Raw genomic sequence first — 17551 nt, 5'->3', positions numbered from 1 at the left:
ATTAATAACAGCGCCAAGATGCGTGACATCTCACGCCGCCGCGTGGACCTTCAGGGCCTGCAGGGCGTCGCGCAGCCGTGTCAAGTCATGCCGCACCGAGTGATCGATGATCTCCCCACCGACGATGATCACAACACCGCCGAGAATGGTCGGATCGACGACGAGTTCGTGGCGGACCCGTTTGCCGGTGAGTGTCGCCAGATGCGCCAGAATGCGCTGCACCTCATCGTCCTGCAACGGGACGGCGCTGGTGATTGTCGCCTCGACGACGCCCTGCGATTCATCCAGAAGCCGGCCATAGAAGGCGATGATTCCGGGCAGGTCGGCGGTGCGCCGTTTGTCGATGACGAACAGGACGGAGTTCATGACCGTCGGTTCGGCGTTGGCCAGCAGGTCGCGCGCCAGGTTCTGTTTGTCTTGATCGGGAATCTGCGGCGCCGCCCAAATGCGCATGAGCTGCGGGTCCTCCCGGAGGATGTCGCCAAGCACCACCAGATCATTCCACACGGACTGAGCGATGCCGCGCGATTGCGCCAACGCGAACAGCGCCGTGCCGTATTTCTTGGCGACCCGTGACTCCATGATCATCAAACTCGTCCGCGTGCATCACGCCGGGCGCGAGCTCTGCTGCTCCAGTTCATTGATGAAACCGGCCACCAGCCGACGGTGGCCTTCCTCGTCCAGCGAGCGTCGGATGACCCGCTCCGCGGCGGTGATCGTCATGCCGACGATCTGTTCCTTCAGCGCGACCTGCGCCTTGGCCAGTTCCTGCTGCAGATCGGCGCGGCCCTTGTCGATGATCTTGTGGGCCTCGGCCCGGGCCTCCTCGCGGATTTCGCCGGCGATCCGACGGCCATCGGCGATCGCCTCCTGGACCTTGGCCCTCGCCTCGGCCTCGATGTCCCTGAGGTGCGCCGCGTACTCTGCCGCGGCGGCCTCGGCCTCGCGGCGTTTCTCGGCGGCGGCATCGAAGTCGGATTGGATCTTCTGCCGCCGCTGTTCGAGAATCCCCAACAGCGGCTTCCACGCATACCGCCGGAGAATCCACAGCGCAATCAGAAAGCCGATGATATGAGTGATGATCTGCTGAATATCAACGTTCATGGTGCCTCTGCTCTCCCGGGCCCGGTCCACGGCACCGCCGCCCGGACCGGACCACGACCCGAGCACGCGTCACGATCGCCGACAATCAGACGATTCGCCCCTGGAGGATGAAGAACGCCACCAGCGCGTAGATGGTGAGCGCTTCAATCAGGGCGCAGCCGATGATCATGCCGGTCTGGATCTTGCCGGCGGCCTCCGGCTGGCGTCCCATGGCATCCATCGCCGCCGCGACGGCGCGCCCCAACCCCAGGCCCGACCCGATGGCCGCCAGGGCGAGACCGAATGGCAGGGCAAACGACAGTGCGGTCTTGAAGTCCATTGTGCCTCTCCTCTTTCTGCTTTGAACCAGCGTTATACAAACAATCACACTATCTGCAATCCCACAGAACACTATGACCGGCACAGGTGTCCCGTTGCGTTTTCACAGCCGGAAGAACGGCAGATCCATCGCTTCCCTCGGCTTCGCTCGGGACGAGTCGCTCAGGATGACAGCAGTGATGGTGTCGATGCACAAGATACATGCTGTCCATTACCCTGTCAGTGTTCGTGCCCTTCGTGCTCCTCGTGGCCGCTCACCATCATCGAGAAATAGACGGTGGACAGCAATGTGAAGACCAAGGCCTGTATTGTTCCGGTCAGCAACGCCAGGAAGATGAACGGCAACTCCAGCGGTACGCCGAAGGGAATGTGCAGGAACGCCGTGCAGGCGACGCCGAGACCGACAAACGCCGCCAGGAGAACATCCTCTCCGGTGATGTTGCCGAAAAGACGCAACGAGAGCGACAACGGCTTGGCGAGCTCGCCGATGATGTGGACCGGGAGATTCAGAGGGACAAGCACCCACTGGATGACGCTGCGGGGGGTTCCCATGAGATGATCGACATAGCCGCCGATTCCGAGCTTCTTCATGCCGGCATACTGGACATAGAGAAAGACGCAGACGGCCAGCGCGATCGTCGTGTTGATCCCGTTCTTGCCGCCGGTCGGCGACATCATGCCGGGGACCAGGCCGAAGAGGTTCATGCACCAGATATAGATGAAGAGCGTGCCGAGGAAGGGCGTGAAGCGCCGTCCCTCCGGCCCGAGAATCCCGGCGAAGAAGTCATCGAGCCCCTGCACGACCATCTCGAAGACATTTTGCAGCGGCCGCGGCACCATGGTCATGCGCCGTGTCGCCAGCCGCGACAGAAGCGAGAGACCGATCGCCACCACGAAGGCGAAGATCACGTTTTCCCATTGATGGAGAAACGCGATCACAGGCGACTCATGGAGACGCGCCGACAGAAGCGTGATGACATTGGGCAATTCCGGCGCCCCGGAGGCGGGTGCGGCATGATCGCCGCCGTGCGACACCGTCGCCAGCAGGGGAGGACCGATGATCGCCAGTGGGGAAAACATCAGCGCGAGACCGCTTTCGCCGGCGAAGTCGATGTCCGCTCATCGAGTTTCAGATACAAACGTCCCAAGGCCTTCAGCAAAGTCACGAAAAACAGCAAGGAAAAACCGGCCAGCAATGGGATGGGGCCGAACCAGCCGCTGTGGAGTATGAGATAGCCGACTCCGTAGAGGGCGGGGAACTTCACGGTCGCCAGAATCAGCGCGCGCCGCCGATCCACGCCACCGGGCCGGATGGTGGCGGTTAGCACGCCCGCAAGTGCCGCGAAATTCGCGACGCCCCAAAGGCAGCCGACGAGCACGCCGAGCGCGAAATCGACGCGGTAGTAGACGGCGGCAAAAACGAAAACCAGCGCTCCCAGCGCTGCTGTCGTTCGACCGATCCGCTTCAGAAACTCCAGGTCCATCGCGCCGTGGCTACCGTCTCACTCGTTCTCCTGATCGCGCGCGGCGCGCTTGATCAGTCCCCAGACTTCCCTTCCTGCGGCCACGAATCCCAGAACAATCAGAAGGACCATCAGGTACGGGGAAGTTCCCCATTTTCGATCCAGCCAGTCGCCGACGAAATACCCAATCAGCGGCCCAACCAAGAGCACGAATGGAATCGCGGTCAGCAGACCGACGGGCCGCATCGATCGCCCGGCCCTCTCGGCCGCGGGTTTCTTCACCGTCCATTCCCCGTTGGCCTTGGCCCACAATCGGCATCCGGCCGGTCTGCAATCTTGTGACGAGACTTGCAAGCCCGACCGGGTCGAAACACAAGTATTTTTCCAATTCAGCAGGAGAGTCAAGCCGAAATTCATCACCGGCGGCCGAGGTTGTCACAATCTCGCTCGGCGGCTCATTCCCACTCGATTGTCGCCGGGGGCTTGGAGGGTATGTGGCGGACTCCCGGTCGACATCTCCCTTCATTCCAAGGTGCCCGATATCGCCTGTCGTCGATACGAGAGCTCAGGGGACCATGTCCCTCGGAGGAACGAGGTCCTCGAACCAATTGTCGCTAGCGTTGAATCTGCGCCCTGTCAGCGGGAGTGAGCGAATCTGTACCGTCCGCCCCCCAAGAAAGAGATCAGCCCCATGTCACGCAACTCCTGCAATTGTTGCCTCATCTTCGCACGCACGTTCCGATTACCAGGATAGAGTGCGGCCATCTGGGACTCAAAAGCATACACGTCGGCAAGTTCGAATGACGGGCCGCCCAAGGAGTGAACGCACCGTAGAACATCCACCGTCCACCCTCTACGCTTTGGCGTAAGGGTAGACAGGGGACGCACCAGACCATACATATCCCGGACCTGGGCGGCATCCAGGACTCTGCCTCTGTCGACGACAGGGAGTTTCCCCTCCGGGGCAATCGAGGTCAGACAGATATTGCACCCAACCCACCCAGCCCGACGCGCGCTGGCGCCGAGGGGCTTTCTCTTCTCTATGCACGACAGATTCAGGAAGAAGCGTGGCACCAACATGAGGTTCCTGACGGTCCAGGCTGCAGTGTATTGAAGCAGAAGAAGGTTCGGGGTCGTATCGTGCTGGATCGCTTGAACCATCGTATCGTAGGCCGCGTCGGGAACACGGCGCTCATTCCATCGAATGCCTGCCTTCAGCTGATACCGGGCTCCACAACTGCCGCAAGAGAAATCGTATGCGCGCGTGTTCGGGAGGGTAGCGTCCAGCCGGTCGGTGTCACAGGCCGCGCAGTAGACATTCCTCAAGCACCAGTCTTCGGTCATGCGCCTTGCGATCTGCGAACCGCTCTTGTAGCCTGTGGCCACGTGAGGGTTCATCGTCAGATCCATTAGCGAAGAGTCTCCTTTGACGGTGGGAGCAGAGACGATCAGTGCTGCTCACGACAATGCTGTCTGGTGGAGGAGCAACTTCGGTGTAGTCCACACGACTAAGACAGGGCAACCGCTCCTTGACTCCGAGCGGAGCCCCAAAGAACACCCCAGAATCCCGTCTGGGCCAAGCCTCGGGGCTGTGGTCGCGCCGCAAGCGGGATCGTACTGCTCAGCAAGTGCTATCAGGGACTCAAAGCACGGTGCGATCTCACAACTTGCAACGACGAGAACACCAACGCTGATCTGATCGTATGCGAAAAGTCTGTTGAAAGCGCACAGGTCTCGCTCGGGAGCCATATGCTCTGCACTCCAAAGGCTGCAGAACGCAACGCGCCCTTTGAGGTGCTGCACCGTGAGCCGACTCCGTCCTACGATTGCCCCGTCTACCGCCAGGTTGACATCGAAGCTGGCTTCTCCCCATCCAAGGGGGCCGAGTACATCGGAGAACTTCCTGCGAGCGCCTTCGTAGCCAGTAGACCCAAGCAGGTTCTCTCTCGTGATCCTGAACTTGCGCAGTACAGTGCAAACATCCCTGAATTCGGACGGGAACTCGTTGGACAGAATCGCCGCCGCATGATGGTAGTCGTGAACCTCATACAGGTCAGCGACGTCCACGGGGATGTAGTCTCGCCATACCATCATTCGTCAATCACTTCCTTCCCTCCCAGCAAGAAAAATGATTCGGCTGCACGTCGCAAGCTCCAGTTATCTGGTGCGCTCGTCTCACTCCCATTCGATCGTCGCCGGGGGCTTGGAGGAGATGTCGTAGACGACGCGGTTGACGCCGGGGACTTCATTGATGATGCGGTTGGAGATGATCTTCAAGAGCGACGGTGGAATTTCGGCCCAATCGGCGGTCATACCATCGGTCGAGATTACGGCGCGCAGGCCGATGACGCGTTCGTAGGTGCGTTCGTCTCCCATCACGCCGACGGTCTGCACCGGAAGAAGCACACAGAAGGCCTGCCAGATGCGGTCGTACCAGTCGGCACGGCGCAGCTCGTCGATGAAGATGCGGTCGGCTTTGCGCAAGAGATCCAGATCGGGACGCCGGATCGGACCGATGATCCGCACGGCCAACCCTGGTCCTGGGAATGGGTGACGTCCGAGAACACCCTCGGGCAGGCCGAGACGTCGTCCGGCGGCGCGGACTTCATCTTTGAAGAGCCACTTGAGCGGTTCGACCAGGCGCAGATGCATCTTCTCCGGCAGTCCGCCGACGTTGTGGTGGGACTTGATGACCGCCGAGGGTCCCCGCACGGAGACGCTTTCGATCCAGTCGGGATAGAGCGTCCCTTGGGCCAGGAACTCGACGGCGCCGAGTTGATGTGCCTCCCGCTCAAACTCCTCGATGAAGACGCGGCCGATGATCTTGCGTTTGGCCTCGGGATCGGTGACACCGTCCAACTCGCGGAGGAAATGATCGGCGGCATCGACGACGCGCACATGGACTCCCGCCGCGGCCAGCGCTTCGGTGACTTCGCGGGTCTCATTGCCGCGGAGCAGACCAGAGTCGATCAGCACGGGATAGGCGCGATCGCCGATGGCGCGCTGCATCAGCACCGCAAGGACGGCGGAATCGACCCCGCCGGAGACACCGAGAATGACATGTCCCTCACCCACCTGCCGTCGGACAGCGGTAATCGCTTCATCGACAAAGACGCCGGCGTCCCAGCCGCCGCGACAACCGCACAGGCGATACAGAAAGGTCCGCAGGATGTCGCGTCCATGCTCCGTGTGCTCGACCTCAGGATGGAATTGCAGTCCCCAGAACTTGGCAGCGGTATCGGTCGCAGCCGCAACCGGAACGGAGGCGGTCTCCCCGATGATGCGCATTCCCTCCGGGATCGAGGTCAACGTGTCGCCGTGGCTCATCCAGACATCGAACGATGCGGGCAGCCCCTCCCAGAGCGGGTCGTGATGATCGGGAGTGAATCGCGCCCGCCCGTACTCGCGCGTGTGGGAGCGCGCCAGCATACCACCGCGGCTCCTGCCGTAGAGCTGCAGACCATAGCAGATCCCCAATTTCGGCACCGGGGAACGGAGGAGTCGCTCATCGCAGCCCGGCGCATCGGGCGCCGTCGCCGACGCCGGGCCGCCGGAGAAGATGAGCGCCCTGGCCTCATCCCAATCGATCTCTTCGTAGCGGACCGTGTGGGGGACGACACGGGAGAAGACGCCGAGTTCACGGACCCGCCGCGCGATCAACTGGGTGTACTGCGAGCCGAAGTCGAGGATCCAAACCGCCTCCCCCTTGTGTACATCGGGCCGGGAGACGTCTCCGGCCGCGGTGTCCAGAACATGATCGGTCATCGCCGCCCTCCGGGCGCCATGATCGTATCGTGCTTCCAGTGCACGTCGTCGCTGCGCGGCCAATCGGTGCGCTCGTGGAGGCCACGGGACTCGCGACGCGCCAGGGCGGATTGGGCGATCAGCAATCCCACCAACGTGGCATTGCGATACTCGATCGTGTCGGCATTGACGCCGCGCCGGCGGAATTTCGCCTCGGCTTCGCGACACAGCCCCCGGAGCACCTTCGTGGCCCGCGTCAATCCGGCGCGGTCACGGATGATGCCGACATCATTCCACATCGTGTCACGGAGCGAGGCCCATTCCCTGCGATCGCGCGAGATCGGACCGACACAAGGCAGCGGCCCATCTTCGGCTGGTGCCGTCAGCCGGCGTTTGAGGTGCGCGCGTGAGCGAGCGGCGGATTGGGCCGCGGCTTCGGCGAAGAACATCGCTTCCAGAAGGGAATTCGAGGCCAGCCGGTTGGCACCGTGCAATCCGGTGCAGGCCACTTCGCCGGCAGCCCACAGCCCCGGCATATCGGTCCGAGCGGAACGGTCGGTGATCACGCCACCGCACATGTAGTGCGCCGCCGGGATGACCGGGATCGGTTGGCGCGTCATGTCGATCCCCAGTTGGCGGCAACGCTGATCGATGTTGGGAAAGCGCCGACGCAGGAACCCCGGTTTCAGGTGCGTCATGTCGAGGAACGCGGAGCGCGATTTCGTGCGACGGCATTCGGCCACAATGGCCCTGGCCACGACGTCCCTGGGTGCCAAATCACCGAGGGGATGGACCTTCGCCATGAATGCTTCTCCGCGGCTGTTGCGGAGGATGCCTCCTGCCCCGCGCAACGCCTCGGAGATCAAGAACCGTCCCGCCCCCGGAGCGAACAACCGGGTCGGATGGAATTGTACAAACTCCATGTTCGCGACACGGCAGCCGGCGCGGTATGCCATCGCCACGCCGTCGCCGGTGGCAATGTCGGGATTGGTCGTGTGGCGATAGACCTGACCGGCACCGCCGGTGGCCAGGATCGTCACCGGCGCATGGATGCACTTGATCACACGACGGTAGCGATCGAAGACGAAAGCGCCGGTACAACGCGTGGCCACGCCGGTCCCGTGATGCAACAGGTCGATGGCGAGGTGGTGTGTCAACAGAAGGGCGCGGGGATGAACAGAAAGAGCGTGGACGAGGGCCGACTCGATCTCCTGACCGGTCAGGTCAGCGGCGTGCACGACGCGCGGCATGGAATGGCCGCCCTCCAGACCCAGATCGAGATTGCGAAGCCGATACGGTCTCTGCCGATAGGTGAAGCGAACACCGGCTTCGGCCAACGCCGCAACCAGCGTGGGGCCGGCACGGACCACGGCGCGGACGATTGGACCGCGTGCCAGTCCTGCCCCCACCGACATGGTGTCACGGACATGCGCCTCGACCGTATCCCATTGGGAGACCGCCGCGGCGATCCCTCCCTGGGCGTAGTTCGTATTCGACTCCGCCTCGTCTTTCTTCGTCACAACGACGACGCTGCCATGTTCGACCAGACGGAGGGCGGCCCACAAGCCCGCGATTCCGGATCCGATGACCAGAAAGTCCGCTTCTGATGTCTCGAACGTCGTGGATGCCTTCTTTGGGATCTTGTTCATAGACGTTCCATTCGCGGGCGATGCGATCCGAACGGCACCATCCGGGAGCCGATCTCAGGCAGCCAACCTGGCAGACTGGGCCGGGAAGAACAACTTGATTCCGTCATCGGAGGCGCGTTCGTGTCAGATTCATCCATGGTCTGCGCGCTGTCCGCTACAGGTTCCCCGCAAGCGTCGTGAACAGGTCATCGCCCGCGACCTGTTGGAGCGATATACGCAGGAAGTACGCCGGCGTTGACCCCAGCCATGCCGGGTCGATTTTGACGGCATCCTTGTGCGTTGTCAGAAACCACGTGCATTGACGATTGCTCCGTCGCCTGTCAAGCTGTTCGGCGTCCGCTCGCCGGTAGCGGTGATGGTCGGTATAGAAGTGGAATCCGCCCGGTTCGAAACCAGCACTGCGGACTTGGGCGAGAAAGCGCCGTGGCTGTCCCAACCCGCAGAAGACGAAGGGGCGGCCAGAGGGGACCGTTCCGCTGCCGGCGGACATGCCGACGATCGGACTCAACGCGATGACACGCGTCGCAAACCAGCCGACCGGACCGGTGAATTTCCAACCGGCCAGGATTCGTCGATGGTGTTCGCGGACCGAATCGGAGCAGTCGAAGGCATCGGTGACGGCGACAGCCGCGGCCCTCGCCACGGTCCGCGGCGTCGTGCGCCAGCGCCCATCCGGAAGGTACCGGACCGGCGCTTCAAGATCGCGGGAGGTCAGAACGGCCAGGCGACGTTCATGTTCCCACCGCCGGCGTACGCCGTCATCAAACACAACGGCGTCGGTCCTGCTGTCACGATCCAACTCCGCGACGATATCCGCCGGCTCGTCCCCCACCCGCACCGGGATGTTCGTCCGCTGCCGCAGTTCCAGAGCCTCGTCCCCGCTCTCCGCGACATCGACAGTGCGGCGTGCATCGCCCAGACCAACCGTCCCCCGTCCGGTGCGACCGTATCCCAACGTCACGATCACCACGCGTCTCCCCTGCTGCTGCAGGCGGTCGGCGATGAAGGCGACAAGCGGCGTTTTGCCGACCCCGCCAGCCACGGGTGAGGAGACCACAATCAACTGCGCGCGATGCGGCCCCGCAAGAACACCGCCGCGATGCCGCCATCGGGCAAACCACTCAACCATACGGTAGATCCATCCGGCAGGTCGGGCGAATATCCCATAACAATAGAGTGCCAGGCGGCGGTCTCCAGCGCTCCAATCCACAAATGCCCGGGTCAGGAATTCCAGCATCACGACGACTCGGCGTGCGCCCCGTCCTCAAGCAAGACACGATCGGTCTACGCGGCCGAATGCCCTCTCGCTTGTTGTCGCCCCCGAGTTGGAAGTGCCTCCAGTCGGGTGAGAAGATCGTCCGCGACGTCGTCACGCACACGGAGGAGGCGATCGCGGAGCTCGTCGCTTTGGGCCTGACGTTGCTCACGGGAGCGGGACGAGCGCAACTCATCAGCAACGGCACGCGCCAGAGAAGGCGCATCGTACACGCGTTGGGCCAGACCTGCCTGCAACACCAGGGCCGCGGCGTCATGCTGTTCGTCCATGTGCGGACCGAAGAAGACCATGGCACCCGCCAATGCCGGTTCGAGAGGATTGTGACCACCGAACGGCTTCAGACTCCCCCCGACGAAGGCGACCTGGGCGTGTCGGTACAGCCCGGCCAAGATCCCGATCTGATCGATGATGAGGACAGGAGCACAGGTCCGGTCCGGCGATTCCTTTTGGCACTGCGACCACCGGAGCGGACGATATCCGGCCTGCTCCACCAGCCTGGAGACTTCATCGAAGCGATCCGGGTGCCGTGGTGCCAACCACAACCGCAGATTGGGGAACTCGGACTGCAGCGAGCGGAAGGCAGACAACACGGTCGGTTCCTCCCCTGGTCGTGTACATCCGGCGACCCAGACCAAGGGCACCCCGTGTTCTGAGACAAGCGGTATTGAACTCGGGTCGGTCGACGCATCAGGCGACGGCAGGACCTTCAGCAGTCCCGTCGCGGCCACTCGCCTGTGGTCGACCCCCAACGAGACCAATCGCTGCGCATCCGATTCAGAACGCATATAGAAGAACTCCACGCCGGACAGCAGGGCACGCCAGTACCGGGACAGAAGACGGTAGCGTCGGTAGGCGCGCTGCGAAACACGGCCATTGATGACGAAGACCGGCACGTCGCAGGCCGCGGCTCCGAGGATCAGATTGGGCCACCATTCGGTTTCGACGAGGATCAACGCACGTGGGCGACAGTGTGACAGAGCGCGACCGACCGGGCCGGGCAGATCGAACGGAAGACGAAAGCAAGCGGTATCCTCCCGATGGACCTCTCGACACAACCAATACCCCGGCTCGGTCATGGCCGAGGCAATGACCGCCTGACCATGGCGTTGGAGTGCCTCGGCGAAGAAGCCACCGACGCGCACCTCACCGAGCGAGGCGCCGTGAATCCAGATCGGCTGGGAGGATGGCATCGGGGGTAGTTGACGTCCCTGGCGCTGCCGGATTCCCTCTTTCGGCCAACGGCCTGACCGTCCAAACCACCAGGCGGAGAGAGGCGCCATCCCAAAAGCTGCGAGCGAGTAGACATTCGTGAGGCGGCGCACCCAGAACCCGTGGCGTATCGGCTCGCGCAACGCGTCTGGCGACGGAGGAGAGAGGTCGCGGACGGCGGGACCGATGGGAGCGGTTATCACGCTATGAAGATAGTGAAACCTGCCGGGACCACCCAAGCGAGATTCGCATGGCGACGAACCGCTGGCCACGCGCTCAATTGTGCCGGGGCACCGACTCCAGCCACTGATCGATGACATCGGCGGCGCGTTCCACGGCGCCGGGCGAACCGAGTCGGGCGCGGACATTCGCCAGGTCTTCGCGCTGACGGGCGGCCGCATCGGGTCTGGTCAGCAATTCCGCGGCCGCAGCGGCCAACGCCTCCGCCGTGGCGGCTTTCTGGATGAACTCCGGCACGACCTGTCGTCCGGCGATCAGATTGGGCATTGCGGCATAGCGAACCTGCACCAGTCGTCGACCGATGGCGTAATTCAGCGCTCCAGTGCGGAAGGCGCAGACCATGGGAGTGCCCAGCAAGGCGCATTCTACAGTTGCCGTTCCCGTCTTGGTCAGAACCAGATCAGCCGCCGCTATGAGATCATAGATCGCGTCGGTCGACGGTATCGACACGTTTCGCAGCGCCCCTGACGGCGCCTGGGCCTTTACTGACGGCGCCAAACCCAGCACGGCATGGAAACCCGGGATGACGCTCCTGAGCCGTTGGGCGGCAGACATGAACACGGGTAGGTGATGACCAAAGTCCTGGACGCGCGACCCCGGGAGGAGCGCCATCAACGTCGCCGTCGATCCGACACCCAAACGCGCGCGCAGTTCATCCCGCAGCGCTGAGGGACGGACCCAGTCCACGAAGGGATGACCGACCCAGTCGACCGTCACGCCGCGTTCCGCGAAGAACTCCCGCTCGAACGGGAAGACAACGATCGTGCGGTCGATGCAACGCTGGAAGATCTCGATCCGTCCCTGGCCCCAGGCCCAGATCTGCGGCACTATGTAGTATAGTGTGCGAACTTCTGAACCACGGAGCCGTCGCGCCAGGCGCAGGTTGAATCCGGGGTAGTCGATGAAGACGACGCCGTCCGGCCGGCGGCTTATGATCTCCGAGTGCAGACGACGGAGCCGGCGGCGAAACTGCGGCAGGGAACGCAGGACCTCGGCGAATCCCATCACCGCCCAATCACGGGAGTGTTGCCACAGATCGCACCCAGCGGCGGCCATCCGGTCGGAGCCAACGCCCCAGAGTCGCCAATCCGGATGACGGCGCCGCAACGCCGCAATCAGGAGCGCGCCGTGCAGGTCTCCCGACGGCTCGCCGGCGACCAGGCAAAGCGATGGACTTGGCATGGGAAGTCCGCACGTCTACGCCGTGGGGCGTGACGTCGTCAGGAGCTCTCGCGCTTCGGGGCTGTTGTCGGTGCGCGCCGCCTCGCGGCAGGCGGCCGCCACCGCTAGAGCCACACGCAGGGACGCGGCGCCTTCGCGCAGATCGACGCGTGGCGCACCGCCGGTTGTGATCGCTCGATGGAAGTCTTCCAATTCCGCCGCCAGAGCATTCGCCTCCAAAGGCGGGAATGACCGCCGGGCAATCATGCGCCCCTGCCACTCGACCACGGGCCGCCATCGTTCGCCGCGAGCCGCGCCCGGTCCAAAGAGCTGAAAGGACTCACAAGTCTTCTGCGCCAGATCGATGGTCGTGTAGCGGTCGGTCGAGAAGACGCGCAACTTCCGCATCGGCGACGCCGAGATGCGCGAGGCGGTCAGATTGGCGACGCAACCATCGGGGAACGCCAACCGGCAGTTGGCGATGTCGTCGGTTTCCGACAAGACGGGCACGCCCGAGGCGCGGATCTCGACCGGTTCGGCACCGACGAGACTGCGGACCAGATCAATATCATGGATCATCAGTTCGAGGACGACGTCGGTCGCCAGGCCGCGCGGCGAAAACTGGTTGAGCCGGTGCGCCTCGATGAACCGCGGCCGGACAATCTCCGGCAGCACGGCGACGAACGCGGGATTGAAGCGCTCGATGTGCCCAGTAACGCCAATAATGCGATGTTGCTCGGCCAACATGACCAGCCTCGCTGCCTGCTCGTCGCTGGCGCACAGCGGCTTTTCAACAAACACATGGCGTCCCCGTTCCATCGCCAGCCGGGCTAACTCAAAGTGGGAATCGGTCGGCGTGCAGATGACGACGGCGTCGCAATGCTCCAGCAGCTCCCCGGCCGACGTCAGAACAGGGAGGGAATACTGCGCGGCGGCCGTGGTGTTCTTGTTTGGATCAATATCAAACACCCCGGCCAGATGCCAGAGCGGCGAGTCGGCCAGCAGGCGCACGTGGTGGGCACCCAGATGCCCGACACCGATGACACCGATGGTCGGCTGCGATGCCATACCGACACGCCGGCGGGATCAGCGAACGATCCCGCGCTCGGAACCGCCGACGAACTCGATGAGGTAGCGCGTTTCCGGAGTATCCGGTGCCTCGGCGCGCAGCTTTTCCATCGCCTGCGTCATGTTCAATCCGGAACGAAAGAGAATGCGGAAGGACCGGCTGACGGCGGCGACCTGCTCGGCGCTGAAGCCGCGACGTTCCAGGCCGATGCGATTGATCGAGAGCGTCTTCAGGGGATAGCCACCGACGATCACATAGGGCGCAACATCCTGTGTCACGCGGAACCCGCCGCCGACCATTGCATGGGCGCCGATCTTCGAGAACTGGTGGACGACGGTCCCACCGCCGATGATCGCCCAATCGCCGATGTGAACATGCCCGCCCAGTTGCACGGCATTGGCAAGGATCACATGGTGCCCAAGCTCGTTGTCGTGTGCCACATGGCCATAGGCCATAATCAGGCAGTCGGCGCCGATGACCGTGCGCCCGCTCGCCTTGGTGCCGCGATTTAGCGTGGCAAACTCGCGGATCACCGTGCGATCACCGACGATCAATTCGGTCTGCTCGCCGCCAAACTTCAGATCCTGGGGCGGATTGCCCACCGCCGCGGCATCGTAAACGCGGACCTCGCGTCCCAAACGCGCCCCGGCGGCGATGCGCGCGTGCGAACCGATCACGGATCCGGCGCCAATCTCGACATCGCCATCAATGACAGCGTACGGCTCGACGGTCACGCCGACATCCAGACGCGCCGTCGGATCCACTATTGCTGTCGAGTGAATCCGTGTCTCTTGTGACGTCGTCTGCACGCTGTCCATTCCTGCCACGTGGCCCGTTATCACCGACTTGACCTCACAAATCTCGTCAACAAGGGGTTTCAATCCCTTGCACGCAGTTCACCTGGCAGGCTGCTGAAAGACACGTCAGAACGCCCGAAAAGCGGATTTGTCATGCTGAGCGAAGCGAAGCATCTGCTTTTCCTCCCCTATCAGAAGACAGCAGATTCTTCACCCCGCCGAAGAGCGGCGGGGTTCAGAATGACAGTGTTGGATGGTTTGTCAGCACCCTCCTGGTCTCGCCAAGACACCACAGCCGTTCTCATTCGAGGACAAGGGGCTCAAGCCCCTTGTTGACCGCCGAACGACACGCGCCTCACTTCTCCATCAGCATCGCCATCATGGTCGCTTCGGTGACCACCACGTCATCGACGAACGCCTTGCCGGCGATTTTACACATGCCGCGCCGGAAGGTCACCATCTCGACCTCGAAGCGCAGTTGATCGCCGGGGCGCACCGGCTTGCGGAAGCGGGCGTTGTCGATCCCCATGAAGTAGACGACCTTCTCCTGGGGATTCTCGATCATGTTCAAAAGCATCAAGCCGCCCGCCTGCGCCATCGCCTCCACGATCAGCACGCCGGGCATCACCGGATGGTTGGGGAAATGCCCGACGAAGTACGGTTCATTGAACGTGACGTTCTTGATGGCCACCACGCGCTGGCCCGGTTCCAGATCGAGAATACGGTCGATCAATAGCATCGGATAGCGATGCGGCATGATACCGGCGATGGCCTGGGCGTCCAGTTGCAGGCCGCGTCCGGTGGATGGCGCCTTGTACTTCTCGGCCAGACGCTTCTTCTCCATCTCGGCGCGGATCTTCTTCGCCAGACCGACGTTGGCGGCATGCCCGGAACGCGCCGCGAGGATGTGCGCCTTGATCGGCATGCCGATCAGCGACAGATCGCCGATGAGATCGACCACCTTGTGCCGTACCGGTTCATTGGGAAAACGCAACGCGACGTCATTGAGAATCCCCGTGCGGCCGATGGACACGGGGCCGGGGTAGTGGATCGCTTCCCGGAGCCGGTCGGCGTCGATCTGCGAATAGCCGTCGTCGCAGATGACAACCGCATTGTCGAGGTTCCCGCCGCGGATCAATCCCTGCTTGTGCAGCGCCTCGACCTCGGACATAAAGCAGAATGTCCGCGCCGGGGCGAACTCGTTGGCATATTCCCCTTCGAGCGACGCCAATGTCGTGTACTGAGTGCCGAGCGCGGGGTTGCGGTAGTCGACCATGAAGGTGACGCGAAAGTCCTCCGACGGGACACAGATCAAGTCGACGCCGCGCCCCGGCTCGGAGTAGTTGATCGGCCCCTCCGGCTCGAAGTAGGTTTTCGGCTCATCCTGCACCGAAATTCCCGCCGACAGGAGGACATCGACAAATGGCTTGCTCGACCCATCGATGATCGGCGGCTCGTTGTTGTCGAGGACGCAGACGCAGTTGTCGATCTCCATCCCGGCGAGCGCCGAGAGGACATGCTCGACCGTGTGGACTTTCGCGTCTCCCTGGGCCAGCGTCGTGCCGCGGTTGACATCCTTGACGAGATCGATATCCGCCTTGATCTCAGCCACATTGTCGCCATTGGGCACGCGGAAGACGACCCCGGTCCCCGCCGGCGCGGGAAGGAATCGGATCGTGCACGCCTGTCCTGTGTGCAGACCGGTGCCGGTCAGTTCCGCCGCTTTTTGAATGGTGCGTTGGTGTTTGTGCATCCTCGGTCTTGTGGGGTGGGCTCTGCCCACCTCTTTCTCGAGCGAGAGTCCTGTAGGGTGGGCTCTGCCCACCTTCTCATTGAACGGAAGAAACAACGGTGGGCGGAGCCCACCCTACTCGTTTCCGATTCCTTCCGGCCACTCATCCAGCCCGCCCCAATCCTGCGCGTAGATGCCTTCCTCGACATACCGATGGAATGTCGAATGCCGCCACTCCATCGGTCTCCTGACAAGCCCATGCTTGACAGGATTGAAATGAATGTAATGAAAATGGGCCTCGAAGTCAGCCTCGTTGCGGATCTTGTGCTCCCAGAATCGCCTCTGCCAAATGGCACTGTCGCTCCGGGCAATCTTCGACCTGCTCCGTGTCTCCGTCTCGGGCCGGAACGAAGACAGGGCGACCATGCGCTTCGTGAATCGCAACTTCACCAGCGCCCACGCTCGGGAGAAATCGCAGGTGTCATCGCCGAGGCGCCAAATGCAGTGGAGATGGTCCGGCAGAAGCGCATAGGCCTCGACCTGGAACGGGATTTCCTCGGCCACAACGCTTATGATGGCGAGAAGTTGATCGGCAACCCCGTCTTGGCATAGAATCGGACGGCGCTCATGCGTGACGACCGTGAAGAAGTAGGTCCCGCCTGGAGTCCTACATCGGCGGTATTCGGACATCGGTCATTCAATGTAGGGTGGGCTCTGCCCACCATGCGACGCCACAAAAGAGGTGGGCGGAGCCCACCCTACGCACAATTCGTCTGCTGTTCGGCATGGGGAAGAAGAACGGCGGGCAGAATCCGCCCAATAACTCCAGGCCGAGCCGATTCCCCCTCACACCCGTCCCAGCCAGGCGCGCACGCCGGTCTGGACCAGGAGAACATAATCGTTCACGAGGTCGGGCGCGACCTGTTTGACACGCAGCTTCAGCGCGGCGAGCTTGCCCACGGAGGTGGTGAAGGAGGCGGCATCGGCGGATTGGAACATCGCCATGAGAATCGCCAATTGATCGATCAGTTCCTTCTTCGCTTCATCATCACGGGCGGGATAGGCCTGCAACTCGGCGAAGAACGAGGCGACCTCATCGGCGAAATTCTGCTCGGCTTCCTCCTGCATCGCGGAGACGGCTTCCTGCGTTCCGCCGACCGAGACCTTGATCCGTTCGCGACCTTCCTCCTCGGGCGGGCGTTCCTGTTCCTTTACGCCGCCGGTGTCGGGACGGATATCAATCTTCCCGTCCTTGATCGTCAATCCGACCTTGCGAGGTCCGGGCGGCGGCTCGGTCTCGCGCGTTGAGGATGCCGCCGTGGTATCGCCGAAACCGATGCTGAATCCGCCGGCGGCGCCGCGGGGCGGTTCGGAAAGTCCGCCGGGACGTTCCTCGATCCCGCGCACGCGAATGTGATACGCCGTGGCATTGCCATGGGCATCGACGGTCGCCGCCTTGGCGGTAATCTTCCCTTCGTTGAGCAACTCGCCCAAGGCATTGATCAGTTCGATTTCATTCACCTGGGGAAACTTGCGAATCACCAGGTCGGAGTGAATCGTCATCGACGGATCCTTCTTCGCGTACGATTCCAGGACCTGCCAGACGGCGTCTTTGAGTTCGGGTGCCACCATGATCGCAACCTCACATCAAGAGTCACATTCGATACATGCTTGTGTGTTCTGTGTGCCCGCGATCTCCGATCGCGGCTTTGCATCGGAACACCGCGATCAAAGATCGCGGCCATGTGGACTATCACTCCATCTTCCCACTGACCAAGGTCAGTGGCAC

At 62.7% G+C, this 17551-nt stretch carries 18 protein-coding genes; all 18 read right to left on the bottom strand.

Annotated features, from left to right (window positions below; translation table 11 throughout):
• Positions 1–30 precede the first annotated feature (30 nt).
• The 18 genes from atpH to AB1792_04300 all read right to left on the bottom strand — a co-directional run bounded on the left by atpH (position 31) and on the right by AB1792_04300 (position 17394).
• Complete coding sequence (gene atpH / locus AB1792_04385; protein MEW5701449.1) at positions 31–588, bottom strand: ATP synthase F1 subunit delta; 558 nt, start codon at positions 586–588, stop codon at positions 31–33.
• 18 nt (positions 589–606) lie between these two features.
• Positions 607–1104, bottom strand: coding sequence for a F0F1 ATP synthase subunit B (gene atpF / locus AB1792_04380; protein MEW5701448.1), 498 nt, complete (start codon positions 1102–1104; stop codon positions 607–609).
• Between the two features lie 85 nt (positions 1105–1189).
• Entirely contained in the window at positions 1190–1423 is a 234-nt protein-coding gene (gene atpE / locus AB1792_04375; protein ID MEW5701447.1) for an ATP synthase F0 subunit C, read from the bottom strand.
• Between the two features lie 218 nt (positions 1424–1641).
• Entirely contained in the window at positions 1642–2502 is an 861-nt protein-coding gene (gene atpB, locus AB1792_04370; protein MEW5701446.1) for a F0F1 ATP synthase subunit A, read from the bottom strand.
• A complete protein-coding gene (locus AB1792_04365; GenBank protein ID MEW5701445.1) occupies positions 2502–2906 on the bottom strand; it encodes a hypothetical protein in 405 nt (134 codons plus the stop codon). The genes atpB and AB1792_04365 overlap by 1 nt, the downstream gene beginning before the upstream one ends.
• A gap of 18 nt (positions 2907–2924) precedes the next feature.
• On the bottom strand, positions 2925–3167 hold the full coding sequence (locus AB1792_04360) for an AtpZ/AtpI family protein (GenBank protein ID MEW5701444.1): 243 nt from the start codon (positions 3165–3167) through the stop codon (positions 2925–2927).
• Between the two features lie 354 nt (positions 3168–3521).
• Positions 3522–4283 carry a DpnI domain-containing protein gene (locus AB1792_04355; protein ID MEW5701443.1) on the bottom strand — a complete coding sequence of 254 codons (762 nt, stop codon included), beginning with the start codon at positions 4281–4283 and terminating at the stop codon, positions 3522–3524.
• 60 nt (positions 4284–4343) lie between these two features.
• Positions 4344–4976 carry a BglII/BstYI family type II restriction endonuclease gene (locus AB1792_04350; protein ID MEW5701442.1) on the bottom strand — a complete coding sequence of 211 codons (633 nt, stop codon included), beginning with the start codon at positions 4974–4976 and terminating at the stop codon, positions 4344–4346.
• An 84-nt stretch (positions 4977–5060) separates the two neighbouring features.
• The gene (gene guaA / locus AB1792_04345) at positions 5061–6650 is read right to left on the bottom strand and encodes a glutamine-hydrolyzing GMP synthase (GenBank protein MEW5701441.1); all 1590 of its coding nucleotides are present in this window, start codon (positions 6648–6650) and stop codon (positions 5061–5063) included.
• Positions 6647–8278 carry an L-aspartate oxidase gene (gene nadB / locus AB1792_04340; protein ID MEW5701440.1) on the bottom strand — a complete coding sequence of 544 codons (1632 nt, stop codon included), beginning with the start codon at positions 8276–8278 and terminating at the stop codon, positions 6647–6649. The genes guaA and nadB overlap by 4 nt, the downstream gene beginning before the upstream one ends.
• A gap of 154 nt (positions 8279–8432) precedes the next feature.
• Positions 8433–9515 (bottom strand): tetraacyldisaccharide 4'-kinase, encoded by a 1083-nt coding sequence (lpxK, locus tag AB1792_04335; GenBank protein ID MEW5701439.1) that lies wholly within the window; start codon positions 9513–9515, stop codon positions 8433–8435.
• A gap of 47 nt (positions 9516–9562) precedes the next feature.
• Positions 9563–10834: a glycosyltransferase N-terminal domain-containing protein gene (locus tag AB1792_04330; protein ID MEW5701438.1), complete on the bottom strand. Its 1272-nt coding sequence runs from the start codon at positions 10832–10834 to the stop codon at positions 9563–9565.
• A 205-nt stretch (positions 10835–11039) separates the two neighbouring features.
• Entirely contained in the window at positions 11040–12185 is a 1146-nt protein-coding gene (gene lpxB / locus AB1792_04325) for a lipid-A-disaccharide synthase (protein ID MEW5701437.1), read from the bottom strand.
• Between the two features lie 15 nt (positions 12186–12200).
• Entirely contained in the window at positions 12201–13232 is a 1032-nt protein-coding gene (locus AB1792_04320; GenBank protein ID MEW5701436.1) for a Gfo/Idh/MocA family oxidoreductase, read from the bottom strand.
• A gap of 18 nt (positions 13233–13250) precedes the next feature.
• Positions 13251–14051, bottom strand: coding sequence for an acyl-ACP--UDP-N-acetylglucosamine O-acyltransferase (lpxA, locus tag AB1792_04315; protein ID MEW5701435.1), 801 nt, complete (start codon positions 14049–14051; stop codon positions 13251–13253).
• A 334-nt stretch (positions 14052–14385) separates the two neighbouring features.
• Complete coding sequence (locus AB1792_04310) at positions 14386–15783, bottom strand: bifunctional UDP-3-O-[3-hydroxymyristoyl] N-acetylglucosamine deacetylase/3-hydroxyacyl-ACP dehydratase (protein MEW5701434.1); 1398 nt, start codon at positions 15781–15783, stop codon at positions 14386–14388.
• Positions 15784–15897: 114 nt separating this feature from the next.
• The gene (locus AB1792_04305; GenBank protein MEW5701433.1) at positions 15898–16452 is read right to left on the bottom strand and encodes a transposase; all 555 of its coding nucleotides are present in this window, start codon (positions 16450–16452) and stop codon (positions 15898–15900) included.
• Between the two features lie 156 nt (positions 16453–16608).
• Positions 16609–17394 (bottom strand): hypothetical protein, encoded by a 786-nt coding sequence (locus tag AB1792_04300; GenBank protein ID MEW5701432.1) that lies wholly within the window; start codon positions 17392–17394, stop codon positions 16609–16611.
• Positions 17395–17551: the final 157 nt, after the last annotated feature.

The organism is Candidatus Zixiibacteriota bacterium, assembly GCA_040752595.1.
Lineage (GTDB): Bacteria > Zixibacteria > MSB-5A5 > WJJR01 > WJJR01 > JACQFV01.
This window is presented reverse-complemented; position numbering and strand designations above follow the sequence as displayed.

What these genes read in the sequence shown, in the direction of transcription:
- AB1792_04310 (MEW5701434.1), bottom strand. Translation starts at nt 15,783, where the DNA reads ATGCACAAACACCAACGCACCATTCAAAAAGCGGCGGAACTGACCGGC.
- AB1792_04305 (MEW5701433.1), bottom strand. Translation starts at nt 16,452, where the DNA reads ATGTCCGAATACCGCCGATGTAGGACTCCAGGCGGGACCTACTTCTTC.
- AB1792_04300 (MEW5701432.1), bottom strand. Translation starts at nt 17,394, where the DNA reads ATGGTGGCACCCGAACTCAAAGACGCCGTCTGGCAGGTCCTGGAATCG.
- nadB (MEW5701440.1), bottom strand. Translation starts at nt 8,278, where the DNA reads ATGAACAAGATCCCAAAGAAGGCATCCACGACGTTCGAGACATCAGAA.
- atpH (MEW5701449.1), bottom strand. Translation starts at nt 588, where the DNA reads ATGATCATGGAGTCACGGGTCGCCAAGAAATACGGCACGGCGCTGTTC.
- AB1792_04330 (MEW5701438.1), bottom strand. Translation starts at nt 10,834, where the DNA reads ATGGCGCCTCTCTCCGCCTGGTGGTTTGGACGGTCAGGCCGTTGGCCG.
- guaA (MEW5701441.1), bottom strand. Translation starts at nt 6,650, where the DNA reads ATGACCGATCATGTTCTGGACACCGCGGCCGGAGACGTCTCCCGGCCC.
- AB1792_04365 (MEW5701445.1), bottom strand. Translation starts at nt 2,906, where the DNA reads ATGGACCTGGAGTTTCTGAAGCGGATCGGTCGAACGACAGCAGCGCTG.
- AB1792_04355 (MEW5701443.1), bottom strand. Translation starts at nt 4,283, where the DNA reads ATGAACCCTCACGTGGCCACAGGCTACAAGAGCGGTTCGCAGATCGCA.
- lpxK (MEW5701439.1), bottom strand. Translation starts at nt 9,515, where the DNA reads ATGCTGGAATTCCTGACCCGGGCATTTGTGGATTGGAGCGCTGGAGAC.
- lpxA (MEW5701435.1), bottom strand. Translation starts at nt 14,051, where the DNA reads ATGGACAGCGTGCAGACGACGTCACAAGAGACACGGATTCACTCGACA.
- AB1792_04350 (MEW5701442.1), bottom strand. Translation starts at nt 4,976, where the DNA reads ATGGTATGGCGAGACTACATCCCCGTGGACGTCGCTGACCTGTATGAG.
- atpF (MEW5701448.1), bottom strand. Translation starts at nt 1,104, where the DNA reads ATGAACGTTGATATTCAGCAGATCATCACTCATATCATCGGCTTTCTG.
- AB1792_04320 (MEW5701436.1), bottom strand. Translation starts at nt 13,232, where the DNA reads ATGGCATCGCAGCCGACCATCGGTGTCATCGGTGTCGGGCATCTGGGT.
- atpB (MEW5701446.1), bottom strand. Translation starts at nt 2,502, where the DNA reads ATGTTTTCCCCACTGGCGATCATCGGTCCTCCCCTGCTGGCGACGGTG.
- atpE (MEW5701447.1), bottom strand. Translation starts at nt 1,423, where the DNA reads ATGGACTTCAAGACCGCACTGTCGTTTGCCCTGCCATTCGGTCTCGCC.
- lpxB (MEW5701437.1), bottom strand. Translation starts at nt 12,185, where the DNA reads ATGCCAAGTCCATCGCTTTGCCTGGTCGCCGGCGAGCCGTCGGGAGAC.